Source organism: Polynucleobacter necessarius (genome assembly GCF_900095175.1).
Taxonomy (GTDB): domain Bacteria; phylum Pseudomonadota; class Gammaproteobacteria; order Burkholderiales; family Burkholderiaceae; genus Polynucleobacter; species Polynucleobacter necessarius_I.
Map to the genome: position 1 here is coordinate 1,079,044 of NZ_LT606946.1, position 21,365 is coordinate 1,100,408.

The 21,365-nt window shown below is 46.5% G+C and carries 22 protein-coding genes and 3 pseudogenes; 12 read left to right on the forward strand and 13 right to left on the reverse strand.

What is annotated here, in order from left to right:
* Position 1 precedes the first annotated feature (1 nt).
* Positions 2-1,417 carry an MBL fold metallo-hydrolase RNA specificity domain-containing protein gene (locus DXE44_RS05600; protein WP_114653357.1) on the reverse strand — a complete coding sequence of 472 codons (1,416 nt, stop codon included), beginning with the start codon at positions 1,415-1,417 and terminating at the stop codon, positions 2-4.
* 62 nt (positions 1,418-1,479) lie between these two features.
* On the opposite strand from DXE44_RS05600, the gene DXE44_RS05605 reads away from it, so the two are divergent.
* Both DXE44_RS05605 and DXE44_RS05610 read left to right on the forward strand, forming a co-directional pair.
* A complete protein-coding gene (locus DXE44_RS05605; RefSeq protein WP_114653359.1) occupies positions 1,480-2,361 on the forward strand; it encodes an NAD(P)H-hydrate dehydratase in 882 nt (293 codons plus the stop codon).
* Between the two features lie 6 nt (positions 2,362-2,367).
* Positions 2,368-3,348, forward strand: a complete 981-nt coding sequence (locus tag DXE44_RS05610) for a DMT family transporter (protein WP_114653360.1) — start codon at positions 2,368-2,370, stop codon at positions 3,346-3,348.
* Positions 3,349-3,370: 22 nt separating this feature from the next.
* On the opposite strand, the gene DXE44_RS05615 is transcribed toward DXE44_RS05610, so the two are convergent.
* On the reverse strand, positions 3,371-3,658 hold the full coding sequence (locus DXE44_RS05615; RefSeq protein ID WP_114653361.1) for a protein tyrosine phosphatase: 288 nt from the start codon (positions 3,656-3,658) through the stop codon (positions 3,371-3,373).
* Positions 3,659-3,739: 81 nt separating this feature from the next.
* Between DXE44_RS05615 and DXE44_RS05620 the strand changes: the two are divergent.
* A pseudogene (locus tag DXE44_RS05620) lies at positions 3,740-4,392 on the forward strand (FABP family protein).
* Between the two features lie 31 nt (positions 4,393-4,423).
* Here the strand turns inward: DXE44_RS05620 and DXE44_RS05625 are convergent.
* On the reverse strand, positions 4,424-5,572 hold the full coding sequence (locus tag DXE44_RS05625; protein ID WP_114653362.1) for an aminotransferase class V-fold PLP-dependent enzyme: 1,149 nt from the start codon (positions 5,570-5,572) through the stop codon (positions 4,424-4,426).
* A 104-nt stretch (positions 5,573-5,676) separates the two neighbouring features.
* Complete coding sequence (locus DXE44_RS05630; protein WP_114653364.1) at positions 5,677-6,588, reverse strand: DMT family transporter; 912 nt, start codon at positions 6,586-6,588, stop codon at positions 5,677-5,679.
* A gap of 144 nt (positions 6,589-6,732) precedes the next feature.
* Here DXE44_RS05630 and DXE44_RS05635 point away from each other — a divergent pair.
* From DXE44_RS05635 to DXE44_RS10095, 3 genes and pseudogenes are all read left to right on the forward strand, one after another.
* A pseudogene (locus tag DXE44_RS05635) lies at positions 6,733-7,882 on the forward strand (alpha-hydroxy acid oxidase).
* Between the two features lie 278 nt (positions 7,883-8,160).
* Entirely contained in the window at positions 8,161-8,352 is a 192-nt protein-coding gene (locus DXE44_RS05645; protein WP_114653367.1) for a hypothetical protein, read from the forward strand.
* 22 nt (positions 8,353-8,374) lie between these two features.
* Positions 8,375-8,551, forward strand: coding sequence for a hypothetical protein (locus tag DXE44_RS10095; protein ID WP_162785818.1), 177 nt, complete (start codon positions 8,375-8,377; stop codon positions 8,549-8,551).
* A 42-nt stretch (positions 8,552-8,593) separates the two neighbouring features.
* On the opposite strand, the gene DXE44_RS05650 is transcribed toward DXE44_RS10095, so the two are convergent.
* Positions 8,594-9,694 (reverse strand): alkene reductase, encoded by a 1,101-nt coding sequence (locus tag DXE44_RS05650; RefSeq protein WP_114653368.1) that lies wholly within the window; start codon positions 9,692-9,694, stop codon positions 8,594-8,596.
* A gap of 77 nt (positions 9,695-9,771) precedes the next feature.
* Complete coding sequence (locus DXE44_RS05655; protein WP_114653370.1) at positions 9,772-10,719, reverse strand: hydrogen peroxide-inducible genes activator; 948 nt, start codon at positions 10,717-10,719, stop codon at positions 9,772-9,774.
* A 140-nt stretch (positions 10,720-10,859) separates the two neighbouring features.
* Here DXE44_RS05655 and DXE44_RS05660 point away from each other — a divergent pair, with 140 nt between their 5' ends.
* The 3 genes from DXE44_RS05660 to DXE44_RS05670 all read left to right on the forward strand — a co-directional run bounded on the left by DXE44_RS05660 (position 10,860) and on the right by DXE44_RS05670 (position 12,793).
* The gene (locus DXE44_RS05660; RefSeq protein ID WP_114653371.1) at positions 10,860-11,345 is read left to right on the forward strand and encodes a rubrerythrin family protein; all 486 of its coding nucleotides are present in this window, start codon (positions 10,860-10,862) and stop codon (positions 11,343-11,345) included.
* Between the two features lie 62 nt (positions 11,346-11,407).
* Complete coding sequence (locus tag DXE44_RS05665; protein WP_114653372.1) at positions 11,408-11,575, forward strand: rubredoxin; 168 nt, start codon at positions 11,408-11,410, stop codon at positions 11,573-11,575.
* A gap of 48 nt (positions 11,576-11,623) precedes the next feature.
* Complete coding sequence (locus tag DXE44_RS05670) at positions 11,624-12,793, forward strand: NAD(P)/FAD-dependent oxidoreductase (RefSeq protein WP_114653373.1); 1,170 nt, start codon at positions 11,624-11,626, stop codon at positions 12,791-12,793.
* A gap of 100 nt (positions 12,794-12,893) precedes the next feature.
* On the opposite strand, the gene DXE44_RS05675 is transcribed toward DXE44_RS05670, so the two are convergent.
* From DXE44_RS05675 to DXE44_RS05690, 4 genes are all read right to left on the reverse strand, one after another.
* Complete coding sequence (locus DXE44_RS05675) at positions 12,894-13,493, reverse strand: urate hydroxylase PuuD (RefSeq protein ID WP_114653375.1); 600 nt, start codon at positions 13,491-13,493, stop codon at positions 12,894-12,896.
* A gap of 35 nt (positions 13,494-13,528) precedes the next feature.
* Positions 13,529-14,107 carry a superoxide dismutase [Fe] gene (gene sodB / locus DXE44_RS05680; protein ID WP_114654368.1) on the reverse strand — a complete coding sequence of 193 codons (579 nt, stop codon included), beginning with the start codon at positions 14,105-14,107 and terminating at the stop codon, positions 13,529-13,531.
* A gap of 131 nt (positions 14,108-14,238) precedes the next feature.
* Positions 14,239-15,012, reverse strand: a complete 774-nt coding sequence (locus DXE44_RS05685; protein ID WP_114653376.1) for a 3-hydroxybutyrate dehydrogenase — start codon at positions 15,010-15,012, stop codon at positions 14,239-14,241.
* A gap of 52 nt (positions 15,013-15,064) precedes the next feature.
* Positions 15,065-15,568 (reverse strand): YqaA family protein, encoded by a 504-nt coding sequence (locus DXE44_RS05690; RefSeq protein WP_114654369.1) that lies wholly within the window; start codon positions 15,566-15,568, stop codon positions 15,065-15,067.
* A gap of 180 nt (positions 15,569-15,748) precedes the next feature.
* Here DXE44_RS05690 and DXE44_RS05695 point away from each other — a divergent pair.
* Positions 15,749-16,921: pseudogene (locus tag DXE44_RS05695) on the forward strand (acyl-CoA dehydrogenase family protein).
* Between the two features lie 45 nt (positions 16,922-16,966).
* Positions 16,967-18,151, forward strand: coding sequence for a CaiB/BaiF CoA transferase family protein (locus DXE44_RS05700; RefSeq protein WP_114653378.1), 1,185 nt, complete (start codon positions 16,967-16,969; stop codon positions 18,149-18,151).
* Here DXE44_RS05700 and cls read toward each other — a convergent pair.
* From cls to DXE44_RS05715, 3 genes are read right to left on the reverse strand one after another with little or no spacing between them, the layout of a single operon-like run.
* Positions 18,148-19,623, reverse strand: coding sequence for a cardiolipin synthase (gene cls, locus DXE44_RS05705; RefSeq protein WP_114653379.1), 1,476 nt, complete (start codon positions 19,621-19,623; stop codon positions 18,148-18,150). The genes DXE44_RS05700 and cls overlap by 4 nt on opposite strands.
* Complete coding sequence (locus DXE44_RS05710; protein WP_114653381.1) at positions 19,620-20,372, reverse strand: endonuclease/exonuclease/phosphatase family protein; 753 nt, start codon at positions 20,370-20,372, stop codon at positions 19,620-19,622. The genes cls and DXE44_RS05710 overlap by 4 nt, the downstream gene beginning before the upstream one ends.
* A complete protein-coding gene (locus tag DXE44_RS05715; RefSeq protein WP_114653382.1) occupies positions 20,372-20,572 on the reverse strand; it encodes a hypothetical protein in 201 nt (66 codons plus the stop codon). The genes DXE44_RS05710 and DXE44_RS05715 overlap by 1 nt, the downstream gene beginning before the upstream one ends.
* Positions 20,573-20,866: 294 nt before the next feature.
* On the opposite strand from DXE44_RS05715, the gene DXE44_RS05720 reads away from it, so the two are divergent.
* Positions 20,867-21,331, forward strand: a complete 465-nt coding sequence (locus tag DXE44_RS05720; RefSeq protein WP_231970671.1) for an ABC transporter permease — start codon at positions 20,867-20,869, stop codon at positions 21,329-21,331.
* Positions 21,332-21,365: the final 34 nt, after the last annotated feature.

The following is a 21,365-nucleotide window of genomic DNA, read 5'->3' on the forward strand; positions in this document are numbered from 1 at the left end:
CTCAACAAGAATAGGTATGTAGCCGCTCCGGAATAATCACGTTTTTCCACTCCAGTTCGTCACGAATTGCCTGAGCCAAGACGGCTGACGCCTCTGGTTCACCGTGCACCACAAACACGGATTTAGGCGCAGACTCAAAGCCACGCAGCCAATCTAATAAGCCAGCTTGATCAGCATGAGCAGATAAGCCACCAATCGTATGAATAGATGCGCGAACTTGAACCTCTTCGCCAAAGAGTCGTACTTTAGCTGTCTTATCTACTAAGCGACGACCCAAGCTGCCATAGGCCTGAAAGCCAGTGATCACGATCGCATTTTGTGCCCGCGGCAAATTATTCTGTAGGTGATGAACGATACGACCTGCATCACACATACCACTTGCTGAAATAATGATCGCGCCACCCTTGATCTTATTGAGCGCCTTAGACTCCTCTACATCTGCAATGAATCTCAGATCGACCGCGCTGGGATTATTCTTGAACCATTCAAAAGTAGATTGAGACTCTTTATCCAATTGAGCAAAAAAACGTTGAGTCAAATGAGTGGCTGCAGTTGCCATCGGTGAATCGACCCAAATACTGAGATGGGGCAATAAATTACGCCTCACTAGATCAATCAATAGAAACAGCATCTCCTGTGTGCGGCCAACTGCAAAGGCAGGAATAATAATATTTCCATGGGCACCCAAAGTGCTGGTCACTACATCAATTAATTCAGCCTCTGTATCAGCTAAGGTTTTATGCAGGCGGTCGCCATAAGTCGACTCCACTACCACTACGTCCACTTGAGAGATTCTGGCAGGATCGGGCATCAATAATTTGCCCTTCATCCCAATGTCCCCAGAAAACACACAGCGCTTTTTCTGGGCATGATCCTCGGTAATATCGATTAAAGCAATCGCTGATCCCAGAATATGTCCCGCATTCAGAAACTCTAAATGAATTCCCTTGCAAAGCTCTAACTGCTCTCCGTATGCCAACACTTCACATTGCCCGAGCGCAAGCTCAGCTTCTTCCATTGAGTACAGTGCTACTGGCAAGTCCCCTCGCCACTTGCCCGCCTTTTGTCTACGCTCTGCCCGCTCAACATCAGAGCGCTGAAGGTGAGCGCTATCCGGTAACAAAATCTTCAGTAACTCATATGTGGCATCCGTACAGTAGATGGGGCCAGTAAATCCTTGGGCGCACAGTCTTGGCAATAGGCCACTATGGTCAATATGCGCATGAGTCAGCACAATAAAATCAATTTCTTTGGGAGAAAATGGCAAAGGCTCTAGATTCTTAAAGCTGGCCTCGCGCCCACCTTGGAACATACCAAAGTCCACAATGAACCGGACTTCTCGTCCACCAACAGTAGCCTCTACAGAATGTCTTGAGCCTGTAACCTCACCAGCCGCACCGAGAAATTGAATTTTCATTACTTAAGCATACTCCCGATAAAATCGATTGTTAAGCTGCCTATTAGAGCGATACTACTTAAATGAACTCCCCTGCCGAACTGAGATCTCTCGAGCTTATTACTCGACTAAAGCGGGCGCCCTCAGAACATAAAGAGAATGCTGGCAAAGTCCTGCTTGTTGGCGGTGCGCCTGGCATGGCTGGTGCATTAATGTTGTCTGGTAGCGCGGCGCTTCACTTGGGGGCTGGCTGGACCATCTTGGAGATGCTAGATCCAACAGCTGCTCATGCCATGCCAGAGCAGGCCGAGCTGATGGTACGCTTAGCTAGTTTTGAGGCACAAGAGCAACTAGAGGCCACTGCACCCGATGTCATTGCGATTGGTCCTGGACTTGGATTTTCAGCGCTAGCAAGAGATTGGCTGATTGCCGCACTGCGCTACCCGAAAGTACCAGTAGTGATTGATGCTGATGCACTCAATTTAATTGCCGACACCCCAGAGTACTTAGACCTTCTCAAGCAACGCAATCAAGCCTACCCAGGCATGAGCGTTCTCACCCCGCACCCAGGCGAGGCTGCGCATCTTCTTAATACGACAGGCGATGTTGTGCAAGCAAATCGTTTGACTGCCTTATCGGATCTCGTCAAATTCACCGGCTCTATTGTTGTACTTAAAGGCCAACATACACTCATAGCCTCACCCTTTTATGAGGCTATGCAATGCCAGCAAGGCAATCCTGGTATGGCTGTTGGCGGGATGGGGGATGTGCTAACGGGCAGCATTGCTGCAATTGCTGCTCAAGGTCTTCGCCATCACCTCAATTTATGGGAAGCGAGCTGTATTGGGGTTCAGCTCCATGCATCTGCGGCAGATAGTTTGGTAGCCCAGCAAATTGGTCCTATTGGACTTACTCCAACAGAGGTTATTTTCGAGATGCGGACTCTGCTCAATAAGCTGTTATAAAGCTGGATGCAATCCGCTAGCGAAATTCTTCAACACCGTCGTTACGTTTACGGCCTCTTAATGGCCGGCTTAGGCTCTGTGCTATTTTCCGGAAAAGCGATTCTCATTAAACTTGCTTTTGCCTACGGTGCAAATGCAGAAACTTTGATTGCCTTGCGGATGTTGATGGCCCTCCCTCTCTTCTGGGGTATTTTCTGGTGGCACTCACGTAAACAGGTCATGAGTTCACTCACCTGGCGAGATCAAGCCAAGATATTTGCTCTGGGATTTATGGGCTACTTTTTTTCCAGCTATCTCGACTTTTTGGGGCTTCAATACATCTCTGTTGGATTAGAGCGAATTGTGCTGTACCTTGCTCCAACCATCGTGCTCTTGATTTCTTATTTTGCATTAAATAAATCCATTAGTCGTTTGCAGTGGTACGCACTCGCTGTTGGATATCTTGGTGTCATTGCGGTATTTATCCAGGATGCCAGCTCAACTGGGGCCATGGCTGTGCTGGGCATGTTGCTGGTCTTTGCTAGCGCATGCTCCTATGCAATCTATATGATTGGTTCCGGAGAAATGGTAAAGCGTGTGGGTAGCGTCCGCTTAGTAGTCTATGCCAGCTCTGCCTCTGCACTTCTTAGTGTGATTCAAATTCTGATTTACGATCTTTCCGCTGTCTTTACCCAAGTACAGCAGATTTATTGGCTCAGCCTTCTCAATGCAAGCCTTTGTACTGTTATTCCGATGCTCTTAATCATGATTTCGATCAATCGCATTAGCTCACCCTTAGTTGCTCAAGCCGGAATACTCGGCCCTGTTTCAACACTGTTTATGGGCTGGCTTGTACTCTCCGAGCCGATTACTTGGATTCAGCTTATTGGGATGAGCTTGGTGATGGGGGCGATGTGGCTGCTAGTGCGTAACGATGGCGCTAGCAAAACAAAAGAGTCAAGCCCTTCAAAGCCCTTAGACCTTGAGGGATCTGAGCCCCTAAATTAGCTGCTAAGTTAAAACTAAGAACTTATTGCTGAGGGGCTGCAGACTGAGGAGTTGCTGGCTGTTGAGTTGCTTTTGCCTTTTTCTTTGATTTTTTCTTTGACTTCTTCTCTGCTTTTTTATCTTTCTTGGACTTCTTAGCAGTCTTCTTAGCAGCTTTCTCTGGTTGAGCAGCGGGTGCCTCCACTGGAACAGGCGCTGCTGCTGGAGCAGGTGTTGTTACCGGGTCCGCCGCCATTGCGCTAAGGGGTGACAAACCAATCGAGACAGAAATGAGTATGGCAAAAAATAGTTTTACGAAGCGGGCAATCATTTAAAACTCCAAAAGGTTTGTGGATAATTTGATAATACCCAATTATTCCCCATTCATTCCTCATTTATCCAGGGCTTGCGCATGAACTCTTTTCCATCCGATATTTATACAGAGCCTCAGGGATACTCAATTAATACCCTGGAGAACCTAGGCCCCCTTACTCGCCTTGCTGGCATCTGGGAAGGCCAATGGGGCTTGGACATCAAACCAAAAGCTGAGGGGCCCAAGAAGCAGGTCTATACCGAACGTATTGAGATGCAGCCAATCGACCCCCAAACCAATGGACCGCAACTGTTTTATGGTTTGCGCTATCACCTTCACATTACCAAGCCAGGCCAAGTAAAAACCTATCATGATCAAGTTGGGTATTGGCTTTGGGAGCCTGCAACTGGGCTGATCGTTCACACCCCCTCACCATCCCACGGGGCATGGTCACTATGGCAACAGGAAAAGCCTCCGCTAATGCAACTCAATTTGAGTGCGTAGCCAAAATTGATGATCCGACTGCTGGCATCTCCTCAAGTCCTTTTTTAGACTACACCTTCAAAACAGTTGAGTACCGGATTATGGTGACCATCTTGGAAGACGGCACTTGGTCTTACGAGCAAGATACCGTGATGATGATTAAAGATCAGACTGAACCCTTTCATCATCTAGACACCAATGTACTGACAAAGGTAGGCGAAGCAACTCCCAACCCGCTTGCGCTTGAGGCAATGAAAAAGCCGTCCTAAGACGGCCTTTCGAGTTGAATCTTTCTGTTACTTAAGCTGGCTGCGCTTCAGTCTCAGTAATTTTTTCTAGAGCCGCAGAAAGATGACCAACAGTGCGATCAACATGAGCAAGTTTCTCTAGGCCAAATAAACCAATTCGGAAAGTACGGAAGTCTGGACGCTCATCACACTGCAGCGGCACGCCAGCAGCAGTTTGCAAACCAAGGGCAATAAACTTCTTACCAGACTGAATATCTGGATCTTTGGTATAGCTCACTACTACGCCAGGAGACTGAAAGCCTTTTGCTGAAACTGAGTGGTAGCCGTTCGATACCAATAAGGCACGAACCTTCTCACCCAACTCTTGCTGCTTGGCTTTAAGTGCTGCGAAACCTAACGACCGGGTTTCTTTCATCACATTGCGCAAAATTTTGAGTGCGTCTGTTGGCATGGTGGTGTGATACACGTGACCACCCTTTTCGTAGGCCTCCATGATTTGGAGCCATTTCTTCAAGTCCATTGAGAAGCTGCTGCTTTGTGTAGCTTCAATACGCTCGCGCGCTCTGTCGCCCATAGCAATCAATGCACAGCAAGGCGAGCTACTCCAACCTTTTTGTGGAGCCGTAATTAATACGTCAACATTACAAGCCTTCATATCTACCCACATTGCACCAGAGGCGATGCAATCGAGCACAAACAAACCATTCACTGAACGAACTGCTTCACCGACAGCCTTGAGATAGTCATCCGGCAAAATAATTCCGGCAGATGTTTCTACATGGGGAGCAAAAACCACTGCTGGCTTTTCTTTCTTAATGAAAGCAACTACCTCTTCAATTGGCGCCGGAGCAAACACACCCTGGGCGGTATCTTCCAATTGTTTACCTTTGATGACAGTAATATCTTGGGTAATGTTGGCGAGGTCAAAAATCTGAGTCCAGCGGTAGCTAAACCAACCATTGCGCAATACGAGGCACTTTTGATTATTGGCAAATTGGCGGGCAACCGCTTCCATGCCAAAGGTGCCACTGCCTGGAACAATCACTGCAGAGCTGGCGTTGTAAGCATCTTTCAAGACGCTAGAGATATCCACCATGACTTTTTTGAACTCTTCAGACATGTGGTTTAGTGAACAATCGGTATAAACAACCGAAAACTCTAATAGACCGTCTGGATCAACATTCGGGAGTAAGCCTGGCATAGTAATTTCCTAGTAAATCGTATGATTAGGACTAAATGATACTGATTTAGCACTCTTTAGGTACTGAAGCTTAGAAAATGGGCTTTTTCGGCAAATAAAGGGGGTTAAGCACTTTTCCGCGCCGTGGAAGAAACCAATATTCCGACCACAATCAGGACAAAAGCTAGGCCATGGAAAAGCTGAGGCGGATCCCCCAAAATAGCAGCTGAGAGTAGTGCTGTGAATAAGGGAATGAGATTGGCAAAGAATGCTGCCACCGTGGGCCCGGCACCGCTGACCCCCAAACCCCAACAGCGGTAGGCAATTAATGATGGGCCGATTGCCACAAAGATGATTAATGCCCAAGTCCAGTAGTTGAGATCAATATAGGCATACCCTGTAGCAATCTCAACACTCTCAAATAACATCGTCCACATAAATCCAATGAAGACCTGAGCCATCAAAAACTCAGCCCACGGCCACTGACGCTCAGTACTCTCTCCTGGACGACTAATCATCCAGCTATAGAACGCCCAAAGAATCGTCGCCAACATGATGAATAAATCACCCATCACTACTTCCATGCTGAACAGGCTAGCAGGCTCACCACGGGTTAACACTACAGTGACGCCCACTAGAGAAACAAGCGCCCCTAGCATTTGCAATATTGTTGGCTTAACTTGATACAAGACGGCGCCAATCAAGAGCATCCAGATGGGCATACTGGCACCAATCAGGGTGACATTAATAGCCGTCGAGGTCTGTAAGGCAAGGTACAGGAGCACGTTATAGCTACCAACCCCTAATAGACCCAAGACTAAAAAGCGGCTTTTGTTTTGCCAAAGAGCGCTACCTGGCTTAAAAATTTTCCAGCCAAAGGGAAGCAAGAACAAGGCTGCTAAACCCCAGCGAACCGCACTCAAGGCAATCGGGGAGATACTCCCCACCAAAACTCGCCCAGCTATCGCATTAGCCGCCCAGAAATGATGGCTAGTGTTAAATAAAAGGCTGTTGATAGGGGTAATTGAGGCATTCAGGAGGGTTTAGCTGAGTAAGTGGAGGTTTATTAAGCCTTAAGAAGGACTTTACCCGAGCATTGTAGAAACAAATGCCTGGTATTGCTAAGATAGAGCTTAAATTAGCGGCATCCATCCAGCATTGGCAACATAAAAGGGGTTTTAGTGGAAATCATCACCAATATTGAAGATTTACGAGTTTTACATCAAAAGCGCACCCCTAAGACGTTCTATGACTATGCAGATTCTGGTTCATGGACTGCTGAGTCCACTTACCGATCTAACGAATCCGATTTTCAGAAGATCAAACTGCGTCAACGCGTTGCGGTGAATATGACTAACCGTACCACCAAAACCACGATGGTAGGTCAAGAGGTGGCAATGCCAGTTGCCCTGGCTCCAACCGGATTAACTGGCATGCAATATGCCAATGGTGAAATCCTGGCTGCCCGTGCTGCAGAAAAATTTGGCGTTCCTTTCTGCTTATCTACCATGAGCATTTGCTCTATTGAAGATGTCGCAGAACGAACCACTAAACCTTTTTGGTTTCAGCTCTATGTTATGAAAGACCGTGGCTTCATTGAGCGCCTAATCGAACGTGCCAAAGCAGCCAAATGCTCCGCCCTTGTTCTCACTCTGGATTTACAAATCCTAGGGCAACGTCACAAAGATTTAAAAAATGGTTTGTCCGCCCCTCCAAAGCTGACACTTACCAACATCATGAACATGATGACGAAGCCACGCTGGTGCATGGGCATGGCTATGACTCCGCGCAAAACCTTTCGCAATATTGTTGGTCACGCTACTAGTGTTGGCAATATGTCCTCCCTCTCCTCTTGGACGGCTGAGCAGTTTGACCCTGGCCTTAGTTGGGATGATGTGGAGTGGATTAAAAAAACTCTGGGGTGGCAAGCTCATCATTAAAGGTATTTTGGATGAAGAGGATGCTCGCCTAGCGGCGAACTCCGGCGCAGATGCATTGATTGTCTCCAATCATGGTGGACGTCAGTTAGACGGCGCTATCTCCAGCATTAAAGCTTTGCCAGGGATCGTCAATGCAGTTGGCAATGACATTGAAGTTTGGATGGATGGCGGTATTCGATCTGGTCAAGATGTATTGAAAGCTTGGGCGCTCGGTGCACGTGGCACCATGATCGGTCGCCCCCTCCTCTATGGCTTGGGTGCCATGGGTGAGGCTGGTGTAACCAAGTGTCTTGAGATAATTCATAAGGAACTGGATATCACAATGGCCTTCACAGGGCATCGCGACATTCAAAATGTGACTAAAGATATTTTGTATCCAGGAACTTTTTAATATTCCACACCTCGCAAATTACCCCGTCCAAGACACTGGGGCCCCAGCAGGCCTAGGAATCTTCCAGATTACCGCCTGGTGGTTAATAGCGGCAGTTGCTCTATGCACAACGTCGGACTATTTATTATTCCAGTCATGATTTCAATCGCATTCTTTTTGATTTCAGATATTGATAGTCCTCGTAGCGGCGTAATCCGAATTGACCCACGAAATTTAATTGACTTAAAACACAACATAAACACAGTGTCGAGTCCTGCATCCATCATAGGTGGTAAAAAATGAAACGTGTTGTAGATGTATATAAAGACCGAGGTCGTGAACTAGTTTGGACTTATGTCATTCACCTTGGTAATGCTGAATTTCATCCTGCTCAAATTGACTTTGAACAAGAGGCCCTCAGACTTTCTCAACTTGATAAGCGTGGAACACTGAATGAGCTCAGCGCTAAGGCTAGACTCTCCGTTCGATAACTTTTCACTTCAACTTTGATATATGAAACCCTTAAGCAAAAAAGCCAAGATGGCAATTGGCTGGACAATTTTGATGACTGTTATCGGCACTGCCATGCTGCATCAATGGGAATTCTTTGCCATGGGTTGCGCTTCAATTGCGCTACTACTCGTTGCGAACCACTACGATCTACTGAAAGATCCTGAAGACAAAAAGTAAGGCCTCCATCTTTCGATAGAGGCCCTTAATGGTTTTTTAAGATTACAGCGTTGGGTAGTCTGCATATCCGACTTCTGCCCCACCATAAAACGTTGCACGGTCATAAGCATTCAGGGCTGCGCCCTGCTGGAAACGCTCAGCTAAATCTGGATTGGCAATATACAAACGACCATAAGCTACAGCGTCTGCCAAGCCAGCCTCTAAAACAGCTTCGCCCATGGCTTGATCATATCCGCCGGCACTGATGAATTGGCCTTGATATCCGGCCCGGAAAATCTCTGAAGTAATTGGCGCCTCAGAGTTCACATGATCATTACCGCCAGCAGTAGTAGATCGCGGCTCAATCATATGAACATAGGACAACTGATAGCCATTGAGCTTTTGAATCACTGCATTGAACAAGGCAATTGGATCGCTATCAGCAATATCATTAAAGCTACCGTATGGTGACAAACGAACACCAATACGATCGCTTGAAAAGACTTTGGCAATAGATTCAATCACTTCTCCTAGTAGGCGAAGACGATTTTCAATTGAGCCTCCATACCCATCAGTACGTTGATTCGTTTTATCTTGTAAAAACTGATCCAACAAATAACCATTGGCGGAGTGAATTTCCACACCATCAAAACCTGCTGCTTTGGCATTGGCAGCAGCCAATTCAAAATCTTTTAATAGGCGAGCAATATCCGCAGTCGTCATTGCCTTAGGAGTTTCGTAATCGTGCAACTTCCAGTCAGCGCTGTAAGTTTGGCCTGCGGGCGCAATAGCAGATGGAGCCTCAGGGATACCCTGCTCAGGATGCAATGAGGAATGAGAAATACGACCTACATGCCATAGTTGAGCAACCATCTTGCCACCCTTGACATGCACCGCACTCACAATCTCTTTCCAAGCAGCTGTTTGCTCGGCAGAATAAATTCCAGGGGTTGCTGGATAGCCTTTGCCGATAGCAGAAATTTGCGTTGCTTCACTGATGATGAGACCAGCACTTGCTCTTTGTGCATAGTATGTTTTTGCTAAAGGGCTTGGTACATCCCCTTCGATAGCGCGCATTCTGGTGAGCGGCGCCATCACCAGGCGATTTTTTAATTCAATAGCGCCAAGTTTGACGGGGGTAAACATCATTTCTTTTCCAGACATGAACTACTTCCTTTTAATTGGATACGCCAATTGAAGGACAACTTTAGCAGGGATAGCAGAGTCATGCAGTCGCTCTACTAGACTCTTTGAAAACTCTTTCGACTGCCACGACTAATCCTTGGGCTAGATTTAAATCTAGCCTCTATACCCTCAGCGAGCGCCTGAAACTCCTCAAGATGTGCGGTAGAAGCCCGAGCAACCAGTGCGATAACCCTCTTAGGGGCAGGCGGAGCCAATGGACGAGCAACCAATGTCGTGCCATTTAAAAGCCCTCCTTTAATCGCCATCTCAGGCAATAGTGCAATGCCCATACCGGACTCCACCATTTGCAACAAAGTCAGCAAACTCGTCGCTTCCACACCATCTGCATTCCGAATATCAGAGCGCTTACAGGCCTGCATAGTGTGATCGCGAAGGCAGTGGCCTTCCTCTAGCAACAATAAGCGTTCAGCCATTTTTGCAGGCAAATGAATTTCCTTACCCTTTAGGGCTGGGTCGTCTTCTCTGGCTACTACCCAAAATTCATCGATAAAGAGTTCTTTTACCAGCAATCCGGCCGTGTCATATGGCAAAGCAATTAATGCAAAGTCCAGCTGATGATCAACCAAGCGCGACAATAAATTAGCGGTTAAATCTTCGCGCAAGGCAACTTTTAGATGAGGATAGTGTTCCCGAATATCAGGCAGAACATTTGGCAACAAAAATGGTGCGATGGTTGGAATTACGCCAAGACGAATTGTTCCTGACATCGGCTTGCTAGCGGCATCCGCATATTCCACCAAATCTTGAGAGGAAGCCAAGATCATCTTCGCCCTCTCCAGAATCTCCATACCAATTGGAGTAATGGCCACGTTTTGGCGATCTCGCTCCACCAAGCGCACGCCTAGACCATCCTCAAACTCCTTTAACCCTGCACTCAAGGTCGACTGACCAACGAAACAGGCCTCTGCAGCCCTAGTAAAGTTCAGCTCTTGAGCAATGGCTACAAAATAGCGCAACTGACGTAATGAAGGTAGAGCAGCCATTATTTGCAAAACTCCCTATAATCAATTTATTAGATAAATATTATCATTATTATTCATTGGACTGATTATATTTTGAGGTTCAGAATTCGTTCCATGGTGTTTAAACACCTTTTACCAATCAATATGAAAAGGAATGAAAAATGGCACGTCCAGAAATTAAAACCATCCAAAACTTAGAGTCTGCTTTTGCAGGTGAATCTATGGCGCATATCAAGTATCGTTATTTTGCAAAATTAGCACGTGCTGCTGGCGATATTGAAACCGCTGAAATCTTTGAGGCAACCGCAGATCAAGAAGTCATGCATGCCTTTGGTCACCTCGATTTACTCTACCCTGCTAACACCATTACTCCTACTCGCGCCTTAGAGATCGCTATCGAGGGTGAGACATACGAATACACCGAAATGTACCCAACTTTCCGCAAAACAGCGGTAGATGAAGGCAATACAGCGGCGGTAATGGAGATTGATGAGCAAATTGCTGAATCAAAAGAGCATGCTGAGCAATTTCAAGCCATGTTGGCAAAAGCAGCAAAACGCTTTGCGGCCTTGGCTAATGTAGAGGAGCGCCATGCCAACCACTACAAAAAAGCCTTAGAAAAAGCTAAGGAATTTGCGGCAACCTGAGCAAGCTCGGAAATAAAACAGAATTAAATTTAAACTGATTAAATTATCTTAAAGGAATTATCATGAAATCTTGGCAATGTATCGTATGTGGCTTTATCGATGACGAAGCAAAAGGCTTACCAGAAGACGGCATTCCAGCAGGCACTGCTTGGGCTGACATTCCAGAAGATTGGGAGTACCCAGACTGTGGAGTAGCAAAGTCTGATTTTGAAATGGTTCAAGTTTCTTAATTCAAGCCTTACATCACTCATTTAACTGCGTTACTAGGGAGTCCAGCTTTGGATCATCAGAATCAATCATCTCCATCAGGAATTGTCATCATTGGTAGCGGCTTAGCTGGCTTTACAGTTATTCGCGAATTGCGCAAGCTTGATAAAGCAGTGCCGATCACTCTGGTGACTCGCGAGCCAGGCTACTTTTATTCAAAGCCCATGCTCTCTACTGCATTAGCGAGCAATAAGTCTGCAGAGCAATTGGTCTCTACTAACGCTGAGGGTATGGCGACTCAATTGGAGATTACGATTTTGGGAAATGCTGATGTACTGGCTATTGACACCGCTTCTCAGACCATTGAAACCTCCAAAGGAAATATTTCCTATGGCAAGCTAGTGCTTGGTTTGGGTGCCGATCAGATTAGACTTCCTTTGCAGGGTAATGCTGCTCAAGAAGTGATTACAGTAAATGATCTGGATGAGTATGCCCAATTTCGCAAGGTAATCGAAGGCAAAAAACGTATTGTGATTTTAGGAGCAGGTCTCATTGGCTGCGAATTTGCAAACGATTTGATTTTGGGTTCATACGAAGTTGATGTGATTGATCTAGCGCCCCAAGCCTTGGGTCGACTCCTACCTGAAGCAGCAGCACAAGCACTTCAAACTAAGTTAAGCGAGGTGGGTGTTCGTTGGCACTTTGGGACTACCGTGCAAACAATTGATCGCAACGGTGAAACCCTCACAGTGACACTCGCCAATGGAACGGTGATCACTAGTGATGTATTTCTATCGGCAGTAGGCTTAAAGCCGCGACTGGATTTGGCTAAAGCGGCTGGCATTAAAACAGGTGCTGGAATTATGGTTAATCGCCAGTTGGAGACTAGCGCAAAGAATGTCTATGCCATCGGTGACTGCGCTGAAGTCGATGGCTTGGTTCTGCCATATGTCATGCCAATTATGCAGGCAGCACGCGCTTTGGCGCCAAACCTTCTTGGGCAGCCTACCGCCCTCACCTACCCTGCTATGCCGGTAATGGTGAAGACTCCAGCACTACCAACGATAGTTTCTCCACCAGCTAAAGGTGCGCTTGGGGATTGGAAAATCAATACCGTGGAAGGTGGCCTTGAGGCACGCTTTGAGTCGGGTGATGGCAAGCTGCTAGGTTTTGCTCTACTGGGAGCAGCAACAGCGCAACGCGGAGCCCTCACAAAAGAGTTGCCGCCAATATTGCAATAAGCGGTAACTTTTTATCGCTTATTCAAATCGTTTTTGCAACAACATTATGGAATAAGAATAAGGCCCGCAATTGCGGGCCTTTTTAATGAACTACTCCCACTTACTTAAGCAAGTGCGACAAACTAAGTTGCATTATGGGATTGGGCGACCCCATCAAGAACAACATTGGGATAGAAAGCATCGTATTGAAGCGTGAAACTAACATCGCAACACGCGCAGACTTCGCCTTCACATCCGGCTCAACCGCAACAATGCCTAGGGCACGTTTCTGAAGTGGCCAAATAATGAACCAAACATTGAACGCCATTACCAGTGCAATCCACATACCTAAGCCGATTGCACGAAATGGCGCTTGCAAAGTGAATGCTTGATGCGCATAGCCATTCAAAACGGCCAAGATCATCCCGCTAACAACGGTAAACAAAGCTGCCCAACGGAACCAAAATAACGCTGTTGGGGCAATTACCTTGCCAATGGCTGGCTTTTGCTCATCAGGAATTTTTGGCATCGAAGGAATTTGTACAAAATTGAAGTGCCACAGCAAACCAACCCACATCACGCCAACCATCACGTGAATCCAGCGGAATAAAAATGGCAACTCAATGGAGTTCAGATTGGCACCTAAGCCAAAAACAATTAAAGCAAGGAGAACAAATCCAGCTAAAACTGTGCGCCCTAATGAGGTAAAGATAGATGCCATCAAAAACTTTCGCAATAAACAGTAGTTAAGCGAGATTAAGCAAAATTCTTGCTAGCAAAATCCCAATTCACTACATTCCAGAAATTCTCCAAATACTTTGGACGTGCATTGCGCGTATCAATGTAATAAGCATGCTCCCATACATCGCAAGTCATGAGTGGCTTTGCATCAGTAGTCAGCGGTGTAGCAGCATTACTAGTTGAAACTAAATCGAGAGAGCCATCAGCCTTCTTCACCAACCAAGCCCAACCAGATCCAAAAGTGCCAATTGCACATTTTACAAACTCTTCTTTGAATTTATCAAAAGAACCCCACTTAGCGTTGATTGCATCAGCCAAAGGACCAGTTGGAGCACCGCCACCATTTGGCTTCATGCTATTCCAGTAAAAGGCATGGTTCCATACTTGAGCCGCATTATTAAAAACACCGCCAGCAGATTTTTTAACAATGTCTTCTAAGGATGCATTTTCAAACTCAGTACCTTTAATTAAGTTATTGAGATTGGTGACATAAGTTTGGTGGTGCTTACCGTAGTGAAACTCTAGCGTTTCTTTAGAAATGAATGGGGAAAGCGCATCCAATGCGTAAGGTAACTGAGGTAATGTGTGTTCCATCATTTTTTCCTTTAAAGACGTGTTAATAATTGGCTATAGGGCCATATTCGACCTAACTATAGACGATTCTGACGATTTTGTTTGAGCGTGAAATAAATGGGGCTGACTGTATCAGCCCCACCCGAGGATTACTAGGCTGTCCAGCCACCATCCATATTCCAAGCCACTCCACGCACCTCTGAGGCGTCGGGACCGCAAAGGAAGATTGCTAATGCAGCCAATTGCTCTGGAGCCACGAATTCACCGGAGGGCTGCTTCTCGGAAACCAAAGCCTTTTTAGCCTCTTCATTTGAAACTCCATCACGCTCTGCACGGGCATCTACTTGTTTTTGAACCAAGGGTGTAAGGACCCATCCTGGGCAAATCGCATTGCAAGTGATTCCAGTTTTAGCATTCTCAAGAGCAGTGACTTTAGTTAAACCAACAATGCCATGCTTAGCAGCTACATAAGCGGACTTTTGAACTGAACCCACCAAACCATGCACAGAGGCAATATTGATAATGCGACCCCAGTTACGCTTCTTCATTCCAGGCAAGGCATGATGAGAGGTATAGAAAGCTGAACTGAGGTTAATAGCAATAATGGATTCCCATTTGTCTGCCGGAAAATCTTCCACATTAGCTGTGTACTGAATACCTGCATTGTTCACCAAGATATCAAGTGATCCAAAACGTGTTTCAGTTTGCTTAATCAGATCTTCAATCTCGGCAGGCTTACTCATATCAGCGCCGTGATAATCCACCTCTACTCCGCATGCTTTGATCGCAGCGATAGCGGCATCTTTTTCACCAAAACCGTTGACCATGATGTTAACGCCCTGCTTTGCCAATCCAATGGCCATTGCCAAACCGATACCGCTAGTAGAACCAGTGACCAGCGCCGTTTTACCTTTTAATTGAGACATGAATGCCCTCTAGAGAAATTGACAAGAAAAACATAGGATACAACGGAAGAAATTAGATCAGATGAAGCCAGTGACCCAATTGATGCCAAACACTTGTGGGAACTAAGGTTAGAAGCCAAGTCATCGTGAGATAACGCAGCAGCTTGCCGATACACATATAGATTAAACAGGGTAGCCAGGGCAATCTAAGCCAGCCAGCAGCCAAACACAGGGGGTCGCCAAACCCAGGCAGCCAGGACAGCAGAAGCATCTTGGGACCCCTCTCTTCGAGCCAGCGCTGCATTCGGTTGTTTGGAGGGCCTTTTAAGGACTCAAAGCTATTACGACTCAGTAGCCCAAGCCACCAATCGAGCATACCTCCAAAGGTGTTACCAATTGTGGCAACAATAATCGCAACCCAATATAAGTGCGGATTGACTGAAACATACCCAAACAAGATGGGCTCTGAACCCATAGGCAATAAAGTTGCGGAAATGAAGGCGCTAATAAATACCGCTGGCAAACCAACCGATGGCATACCAAAGTAGTCAAAGAACTGGCCTAGCATTTGCTCCATTAAGCAAGAGCTCCAGATCGGCTGGAAAGCGGGGTTTTGATCATGTCCCAAGTATGCCCCAAGCGCCATCAGACACAACAATCGCCAGGATTAGGCTCAGATTTTGGGTTTCCCACAATCTTGAATTCTTGCTTAAACTGTGGGGATTCAATTATTTCTTAACTTTTTTTAGGCAGCTAAATGAACCACCCTATTCCCAAGCCAGACCAATACCAAGATATGCGCGAAGCCTTGCGTGGCCTTTGCGGAAGCTTTGACTCCGCATACTGACAAAAGGTAGATCATGAGCGCGCTTACCCAGAAGCATTTGTTGATGCCATGGCGCAAGCTGGTTGGTTAGCAGCATTAATTCCGGAAGGAAGAATATGGTGGCTCTGGCTTAGGTTTAGCAGAAGCCTCCGTCATCATGGAGGAAATTAATTTCTCGGGTGGTAATGCGGGTTCATGTCATGGCCAGATGTACAACATGGGCACCTTATTACGCCATGGTTCAGATGCTCAAAAGCAGCTCTACCTTCCCAAGATTGCTACTGGAGAACTGCGTCTACAAACAATGGCAGTGATGGAACCCACTACTGGTACAGATACCACCAAACTCAAAACTACTGCGGTCAAAAAGGGTGACAAGTATGTAGTGAATGGTCAAAAGATTTGGATCTCCCGGATTCAGCACTCTGGTTTAATGATTCTGCTCGCTCGCACCACCCCATTGGCAGAGGTCACCAAAAAATCTGAAGGCATGTCGATCTTTATCGTCAACCTCAAAGATGCCATTGGCAAAGGTATGACGATCCAGCCGATTGCCAATATGGTGAATCACGAAACCAATGAAGTCTTCTTTGATAATCTAGAGATTCCGGCTGAGAACCTGATTGGCGAAGAAGGCAAGGGTTTTAAGTACATCTTGGATGGTTTGAATGCTGAGCGCACCCTAATGCCGCCGAGTGTATTGGCGATGCTTATTGGTTTGTAGATAAAGCCCGTCGCTATGCAAACGAACGCGTGGTATTCGATCGACCTATTGGCAAAAACCAAGGCATTCAGTTTCCGATTGCGGATTCTTATATCGAAACAGAAGCTGCCAATCTGATGCGCTTTAAAGCTTGTGAACTATTCGACGCTAAACAAGCCTGCGGCGCTGAATCCAATATGGCCAAGTACTTAGCCGCCAAAGCCTCTTGGGAAGCTGCTAACGTTTGCCTACAAACTCATGGTGGATTTGGATTTGCCAATGAATATGATGTTGAGCGTAAATTCAGAGAGACGCGCCTCTACTAAGTAGCGCCAATCTCGACCAACTTAATTTATTCCTATATTGCTGAGCATGTATTGGGTCTCCCCCGCTCTTTCTAATTCTGTAGACCTTTTAATTAATTTAGTTTTTGGATAAGTAATTACATGAGCATTCGACCCCTAGATGGCATCACCGTGGTTTCGTTAGAGCACGCCATTGCTGCTCCGTTTTGCACTCGCCAATTAGCCGACTTAGGTGCACGCGTCATTAAGGTCGAGCGACCGGGCGCCGGGGACTTTGCCCGTGCCTATGATGAACGGGTCAATGGCATGTCATCTCATTTCACTTGGGTAAATCGCTCTAAAGAAAGTCTCACGCTAGATCTCAAACAAGAATCGGCCTTAGCAGCATTAAAGAAGCTCCTCAAAACAGCAGATGTGCTGGTACAGAACTTAGCTCCCGGTGCCGCAGTGCGCATGGGCCTTACTGCAGAGCTATTACAAAAAGATAATCCTGGTTTAATCTTGTGCGACATCTCAGCCTATGGAAATAATGGGCCTTATCGCGACAAAAAAGCCTATGACTTACTGATTCAAAGTGAAGCTGGGTTCTTGTCTGTTACAGGCGCACCCGAGACGCCTAGTAAAGCAGGCAATTCCATTGCAGACATTGCAGCAGGTATGTATGCCTACGCCAATGTTTTGACAGCACTTCTCCAGAGGGGGAAGACCGGCAAAGGATCCACTATCGATGTTTCTATGCTGGAGTCTTTGGGTGAATGGATGAGTTACCCACTCTATTACGCCTATGAGGGAGCTGCACCTCCTCCTCGCAATGGCGCTTCCCATGCCACGATTTATCCCTATGGGCCTTTTAAGGCGGGCGATGGTGGCACCGTTATGCTGGGCCTGCAAAATGATCGTGAGTGGGTATTATTCTGTGAGGTGGTGCTTGAGAATCAAGTGCTAGCTAAAGATGAGCGCTTTGATAAAAACTTCAAGCGTAATGAAAAACGAGATGAACTCCTCTCCATTATTGATGCCTGTTTTAGCAAACTCACTACCCAGCAAGTGATTGCAAAACTGGATCAAGCGCAAATCGCTAATGCCCGCCTAAATGACATGCAGGGCTTATGGAATCACGATCAACTCAAAGCAAGAGATCGCTGGCTACAAGTAGGATCACCTGTAGGCCCTATTCCAGCAATGCTACCCCCGGACAGCAATGACAGCTTTGACTACCGCATGGATGAGATACCTGCAGTGGGCCAACATACAGAAGCCCTTCTGACTGAGCTTGGTATTTCTATTGATGAGATTGCAAAGATGCGGGGTCAGGGCTCCATTTAAAGCAAGGGTGATGTCAGGTGAGCCGCATTCTCCAGCAGAACATGCCAATGCGGCCTCTTAGCCCAAGTTGCTGGGTTTACCATATCTGATTTTGCCAAGTAAGACTCGATCAAGGTTTCGAGCTTGGCGCAGAATTCATCGTTGTATACGATTAAGCTAATTTCAAAATTGAGACGCAAGCTGCGCTGATCAAAGTTCACTGAGCCAAAAATGGCAACCCGCTTGTCTATCAGCATGCTTTTCGTATGCAATAGACCGCCATGAAATTCAGCAATATTCACACCGGCACTCATGAGATCAGAATAGAAACTGCGACTACTCCAAGCAACCAATGTCGAGTCATTTAACTTAGGGACAATCAGGGTTACCTTCACACCACGACCAGCTGCCGTCATCAGCGCCTGAATCAAACCATCGTCAGGGCCAAAGTAAGGCGTAGTAATGGTGAGCTCTTCACGGGCATCCATGATGGCTGAAAGCAATACTTGGTACAAGATATCGTCGCGGTATACCGGCCCGGAGGAAAACTCTTGAGCCAATACCTTCCCTTCTAGTGGACTAGCTGCCGGAACTATATTGCTGAAGTGCGTAACCCTGGGATTATCAACACTCCAGTCAAACGAGAATGTCAGCTCAAACTGAGATGCTACAGGCCCTTCAATTCTGACCATCGCATCTACCCATTCACCCACACCCGAATCTTGTTTAAAAGTACGCGGATCCACCATATTCATACTGCCGATCCAAACGATGGTGTTGTCGATCACAAATATCTTGCGATGTAGCCTTAAGTCAGCACGACGAAATTGAAAGCGACCAACCTGAATAGGCAAGGCTTCAGTTACTTGAATACCAGCGTTTCTGAAGCGCTTAGGCCAAGTCGATTTAAACCAGTCTTTACTACCTAAAGAATCCAATAGCACTTTACAAGTTACGCCGCGCTTAGCCGCGGCGATTAAAGCCTCGCCGACACGATCTGCATCACCGCCTAAAGCCCATATATAGAATTCCAAATGCAATGTTTTCTTGGCCTGATTAATCTCGTCAACAAAGTACTGCAAGATTTCTAGGGAATTCGTAAAGAGTTCGATCTGATTGCCGGCGATTACTGGCGAACCATTTTTAGCCTCTGCCAAGAGACTCAAGGCCCTACCTTCAATTGGCAGAAGTTGTTTATCAGCCTGATAGCGTTTGCGCATCGCTTCGGTGATGGCAGCGTACTCTTTATCCATGCGAATAATTTTTCGAGCGAACTTTCGACCAACGGGACGCTCACCAATGAGGATATAGAGGCTAATACCAATTAAGGGGAATAGAACCACAATCAGAAACCAGGCTAGTACAACGCCAACTGGTCTTCTCACTGAAATTAATCTAAATCCAAACAGAATCACAATAATGATGTGCGCTATTGGGACCCAAATAAAGGGTTCGCCAAAAAAAGATCCGAGTAAAAAATTAATAATGTTCATAAAATCTCAAGTTCCGCTGCAATACCTAAGTGATCAGATAGCTTCAACCATTCATGCATCACTTCCGCAGAATGGATTTTTAAGCTCCGTACATAAATTCGATCCATCGGAAGCATAGGCTTCACACTAGGAAAGGTTTTTGCGGGGGCGCCAGTAAGCGCCTCAAATACCTCATTAAAATCGGCAGCCTGCATCGGTGCACTCACGCGGTTACGCCAATCGTTAAAGTCGCCAGCCACAATAGTAGGACCGCCATTTGCTAATGAATCAATGTAACCAATAATTTCACTTAATTGACGTTCTCGTCCGCGTTCAAATAAGGCCAGGTGTACACAGAAACAGTGAATCGGTGTTGCTACACCCTCTAGCTGTGTGACGCTATGAAGCAAACCGCGCCGTTCAAATCGATAAGCAGAGATATCGTAATTTTCGCCCTTATGCAAAGGTCTCTTAGACAGAATTGCATTGCCATGATGCCCATCTGGATATTCGACGTTTTTACCGTAATGCCAATCATGCCAAAAGTCTTCGGATAAAAAGTGGGTGAGCTCTGTTAAAGGCCATTGACCAAAGCGCCTAATTCGCCCGCGATGCTCCTGCTGGAGCTCTTGTAAAAATAGTAAATCCGGATGATGACTACGCATTTTCTGGCGCAGCTCATAGATAGTCGACTTCCTGTGCAAAGGTGATAGCCCCTTATGCACATTCATGGTCATGACGCTAAAGCGGCCCAACTTACTTTGCGTCATTAAAACTGTCCTGCAGCACGCTGCCGTCGAATACGCGCCAAATAAATCTCCCCTTCAACTAAATCCTGGCACTGCATGCACTTATTGCAAATTGAGGCTTGCTCACGCAACTCTTCAATAGAGTCGATTGGATGGGTATCAAGATATTCTCGAAGATCAACATCGAGAACCTCATTACAGAGGCAAATGACTTCAGCCATGAGTTAAAAAAGGGAAATTGTTTGCATTTATGCCATTTTGCCACCCCCTTGCTAGAATCATGTCCATGTTGATGACCTTTCAGGATGCTTTTAGACTCCTTGCACATTTGGATGCGGGAGTAATGGGCATCGTTCTCGTCTCCCTTAAGGTCAGCTTGACGGCACTCCTCTTAGGCACCCTGCTTGGGCTGCCAATTGGCGCTCTATTGGCCACCGAAGAATTTCGGGGTAAACAAACGATTACAGTTACCCTGAATACACTCATGGGAGTCCCAACCAGTGATTGTGGGTGTTGTGGTCTACCTCCTACTCTCGCGCACAGGGCCTTTAGGGGTATGGGGATGGCTTTTTACAAAGGGCATGATCCTTGCCCAAACACTGCTCACAACCCCTTTAATTGCAGCTCTAAGCCGCCAAATTTTGGAAGATTCCTGGAGAATTCATCGGGATTCCTTTATGGCTCTTCGCTTACCCAGAATGGCCTCCCTCAAATGGCTGATTTGGGACTGTCGCTTCTCACTGACCATTGCCGTCCTGGCTGGACTAGCTAGAGCAATATCCGAGGTTGGAGCCGTCATGATCGTGGGCGGGAACATTGATCAATCCACTCGAACCATGACTACAGCAATTGCCTTAGAAACAAGCAAGGGCGACCTCCCTCTTGCGCTTGCCCTAGGGATTGTCTTACTAGGTATTGTGTTGCTGGCCAACCTTTTCACATTTGTAGTTCGCCAAATTGCGGAGCGACGCTATGGTTAATCCCTCCGAACAATTTCAGCAATACATCGAGCTA

Excerpts from the sequence above, each read along its gene's own strand:
- DXE44_RS10095 (WP_162785818.1), top strand. The coding sequence starts at position 8,375 with ATGAAACCCTTAAGCAAAAAAGCCAAGATGGCAATTGGCTGGACAATT.
- DXE44_RS05615 (WP_114653361.1), bottom strand. The coding sequence starts at position 3,658 with ATGATTGCCCGCTTCGTAAAACTATTTTTTGCCATACTCATTTCTGTC.
- DXE44_RS05605 (WP_114653359.1), top strand. The coding sequence starts at position 1,480 with ATGAACTCCCCTGCCGAACTGAGATCTCTCGAGCTTATTACTCGACTA.
- DXE44_RS05710 (WP_114653381.1), bottom strand. The coding sequence starts at position 20,372 with ATGACGCAAAGTAAGTTGGGCCGCTTTAGCGTCATGACCATGAATGTG.
- DXE44_RS05650 (WP_114653368.1), bottom strand. The coding sequence starts at position 9,694 with ATGTCTGGAAAAGAAATGATGTTTACCCCCGTCAAACTTGGCGCTATT.
- DXE44_RS05600 (WP_114653357.1), bottom strand. The coding sequence starts at position 1,417 with ATGAAAATTCAATTTCTCGGTGCGGCTGGTGAGGTTACAGGCTCAAGA.
- DXE44_RS05660 (WP_114653371.1), top strand. The coding sequence starts at position 10,860 with ATGGCACGTCCAGAAATTAAAACCATCCAAAACTTAGAGTCTGCTTTT.
- sodB (WP_114654368.1), bottom strand. The coding sequence starts at position 14,107 with ATGGAACACACATTACCTCAGTTACCTTACGCATTGGATGCGCTTTCC.
- DXE44_RS05655 (WP_114653370.1), bottom strand. The coding sequence starts at position 10,719 with ATGGCTGCTCTACCTTCATTACGTCAGTTGCGCTATTTTGTAGCCATT.
- DXE44_RS05625 (WP_114653362.1), bottom strand. The coding sequence starts at position 5,572 with ATGCCAGGCTTACTCCCGAATGTTGATCCAGACGGTCTATTAGAGTTT.
- cls (WP_114653379.1), bottom strand. The coding sequence starts at position 19,623 with ATGAACATTATTAATTTTTTACTCGGATCTTTTTTTGGCGAACCCTTT.
- DXE44_RS05645 (WP_114653367.1), top strand. The coding sequence starts at position 8,161 with ATGAAACGTGTTGTAGATGTATATAAAGACCGAGGTCGTGAACTAGTT.
- DXE44_RS05715 (WP_114653382.1), bottom strand. The coding sequence starts at position 20,572 with ATGGCTGAAGTCATTTGCCTCTGTAATGAGGTTCTCGATGTTGATCTT.
- DXE44_RS05685 (WP_114653376.1), bottom strand. The coding sequence starts at position 15,012 with ATGTCTCAATTAAAAGGTAAAACGGCGCTGGTCACTGGTTCTACTAGC.
- DXE44_RS05665 (WP_114653372.1), top strand. The coding sequence starts at position 11,408 with ATGAAATCTTGGCAATGTATCGTATGTGGCTTTATCGATGACGAAGCA.
- DXE44_RS05675 (WP_114653375.1), bottom strand. The coding sequence starts at position 13,493 with ATGGCATCTATCTTTACCTCATTAGGGCGCACAGTTTTAGCTGGATTT.
- DXE44_RS05690 (WP_114654369.1), bottom strand. The coding sequence starts at position 15,568 with ATGGAGCAAATGCTAGGCCAGTTCTTTGACTACTTTGGTATGCCATCG.
- DXE44_RS05610 (WP_114653360.1), top strand. The coding sequence starts at position 2,368 with ATGCAATCCGCTAGCGAAATTCTTCAACACCGTCGTTACGTTTACGGC.
- DXE44_RS05700 (WP_114653378.1), top strand. The coding sequence starts at position 16,967 with ATGAGCATTCGACCCCTAGATGGCATCACCGTGGTTTCGTTAGAGCAC.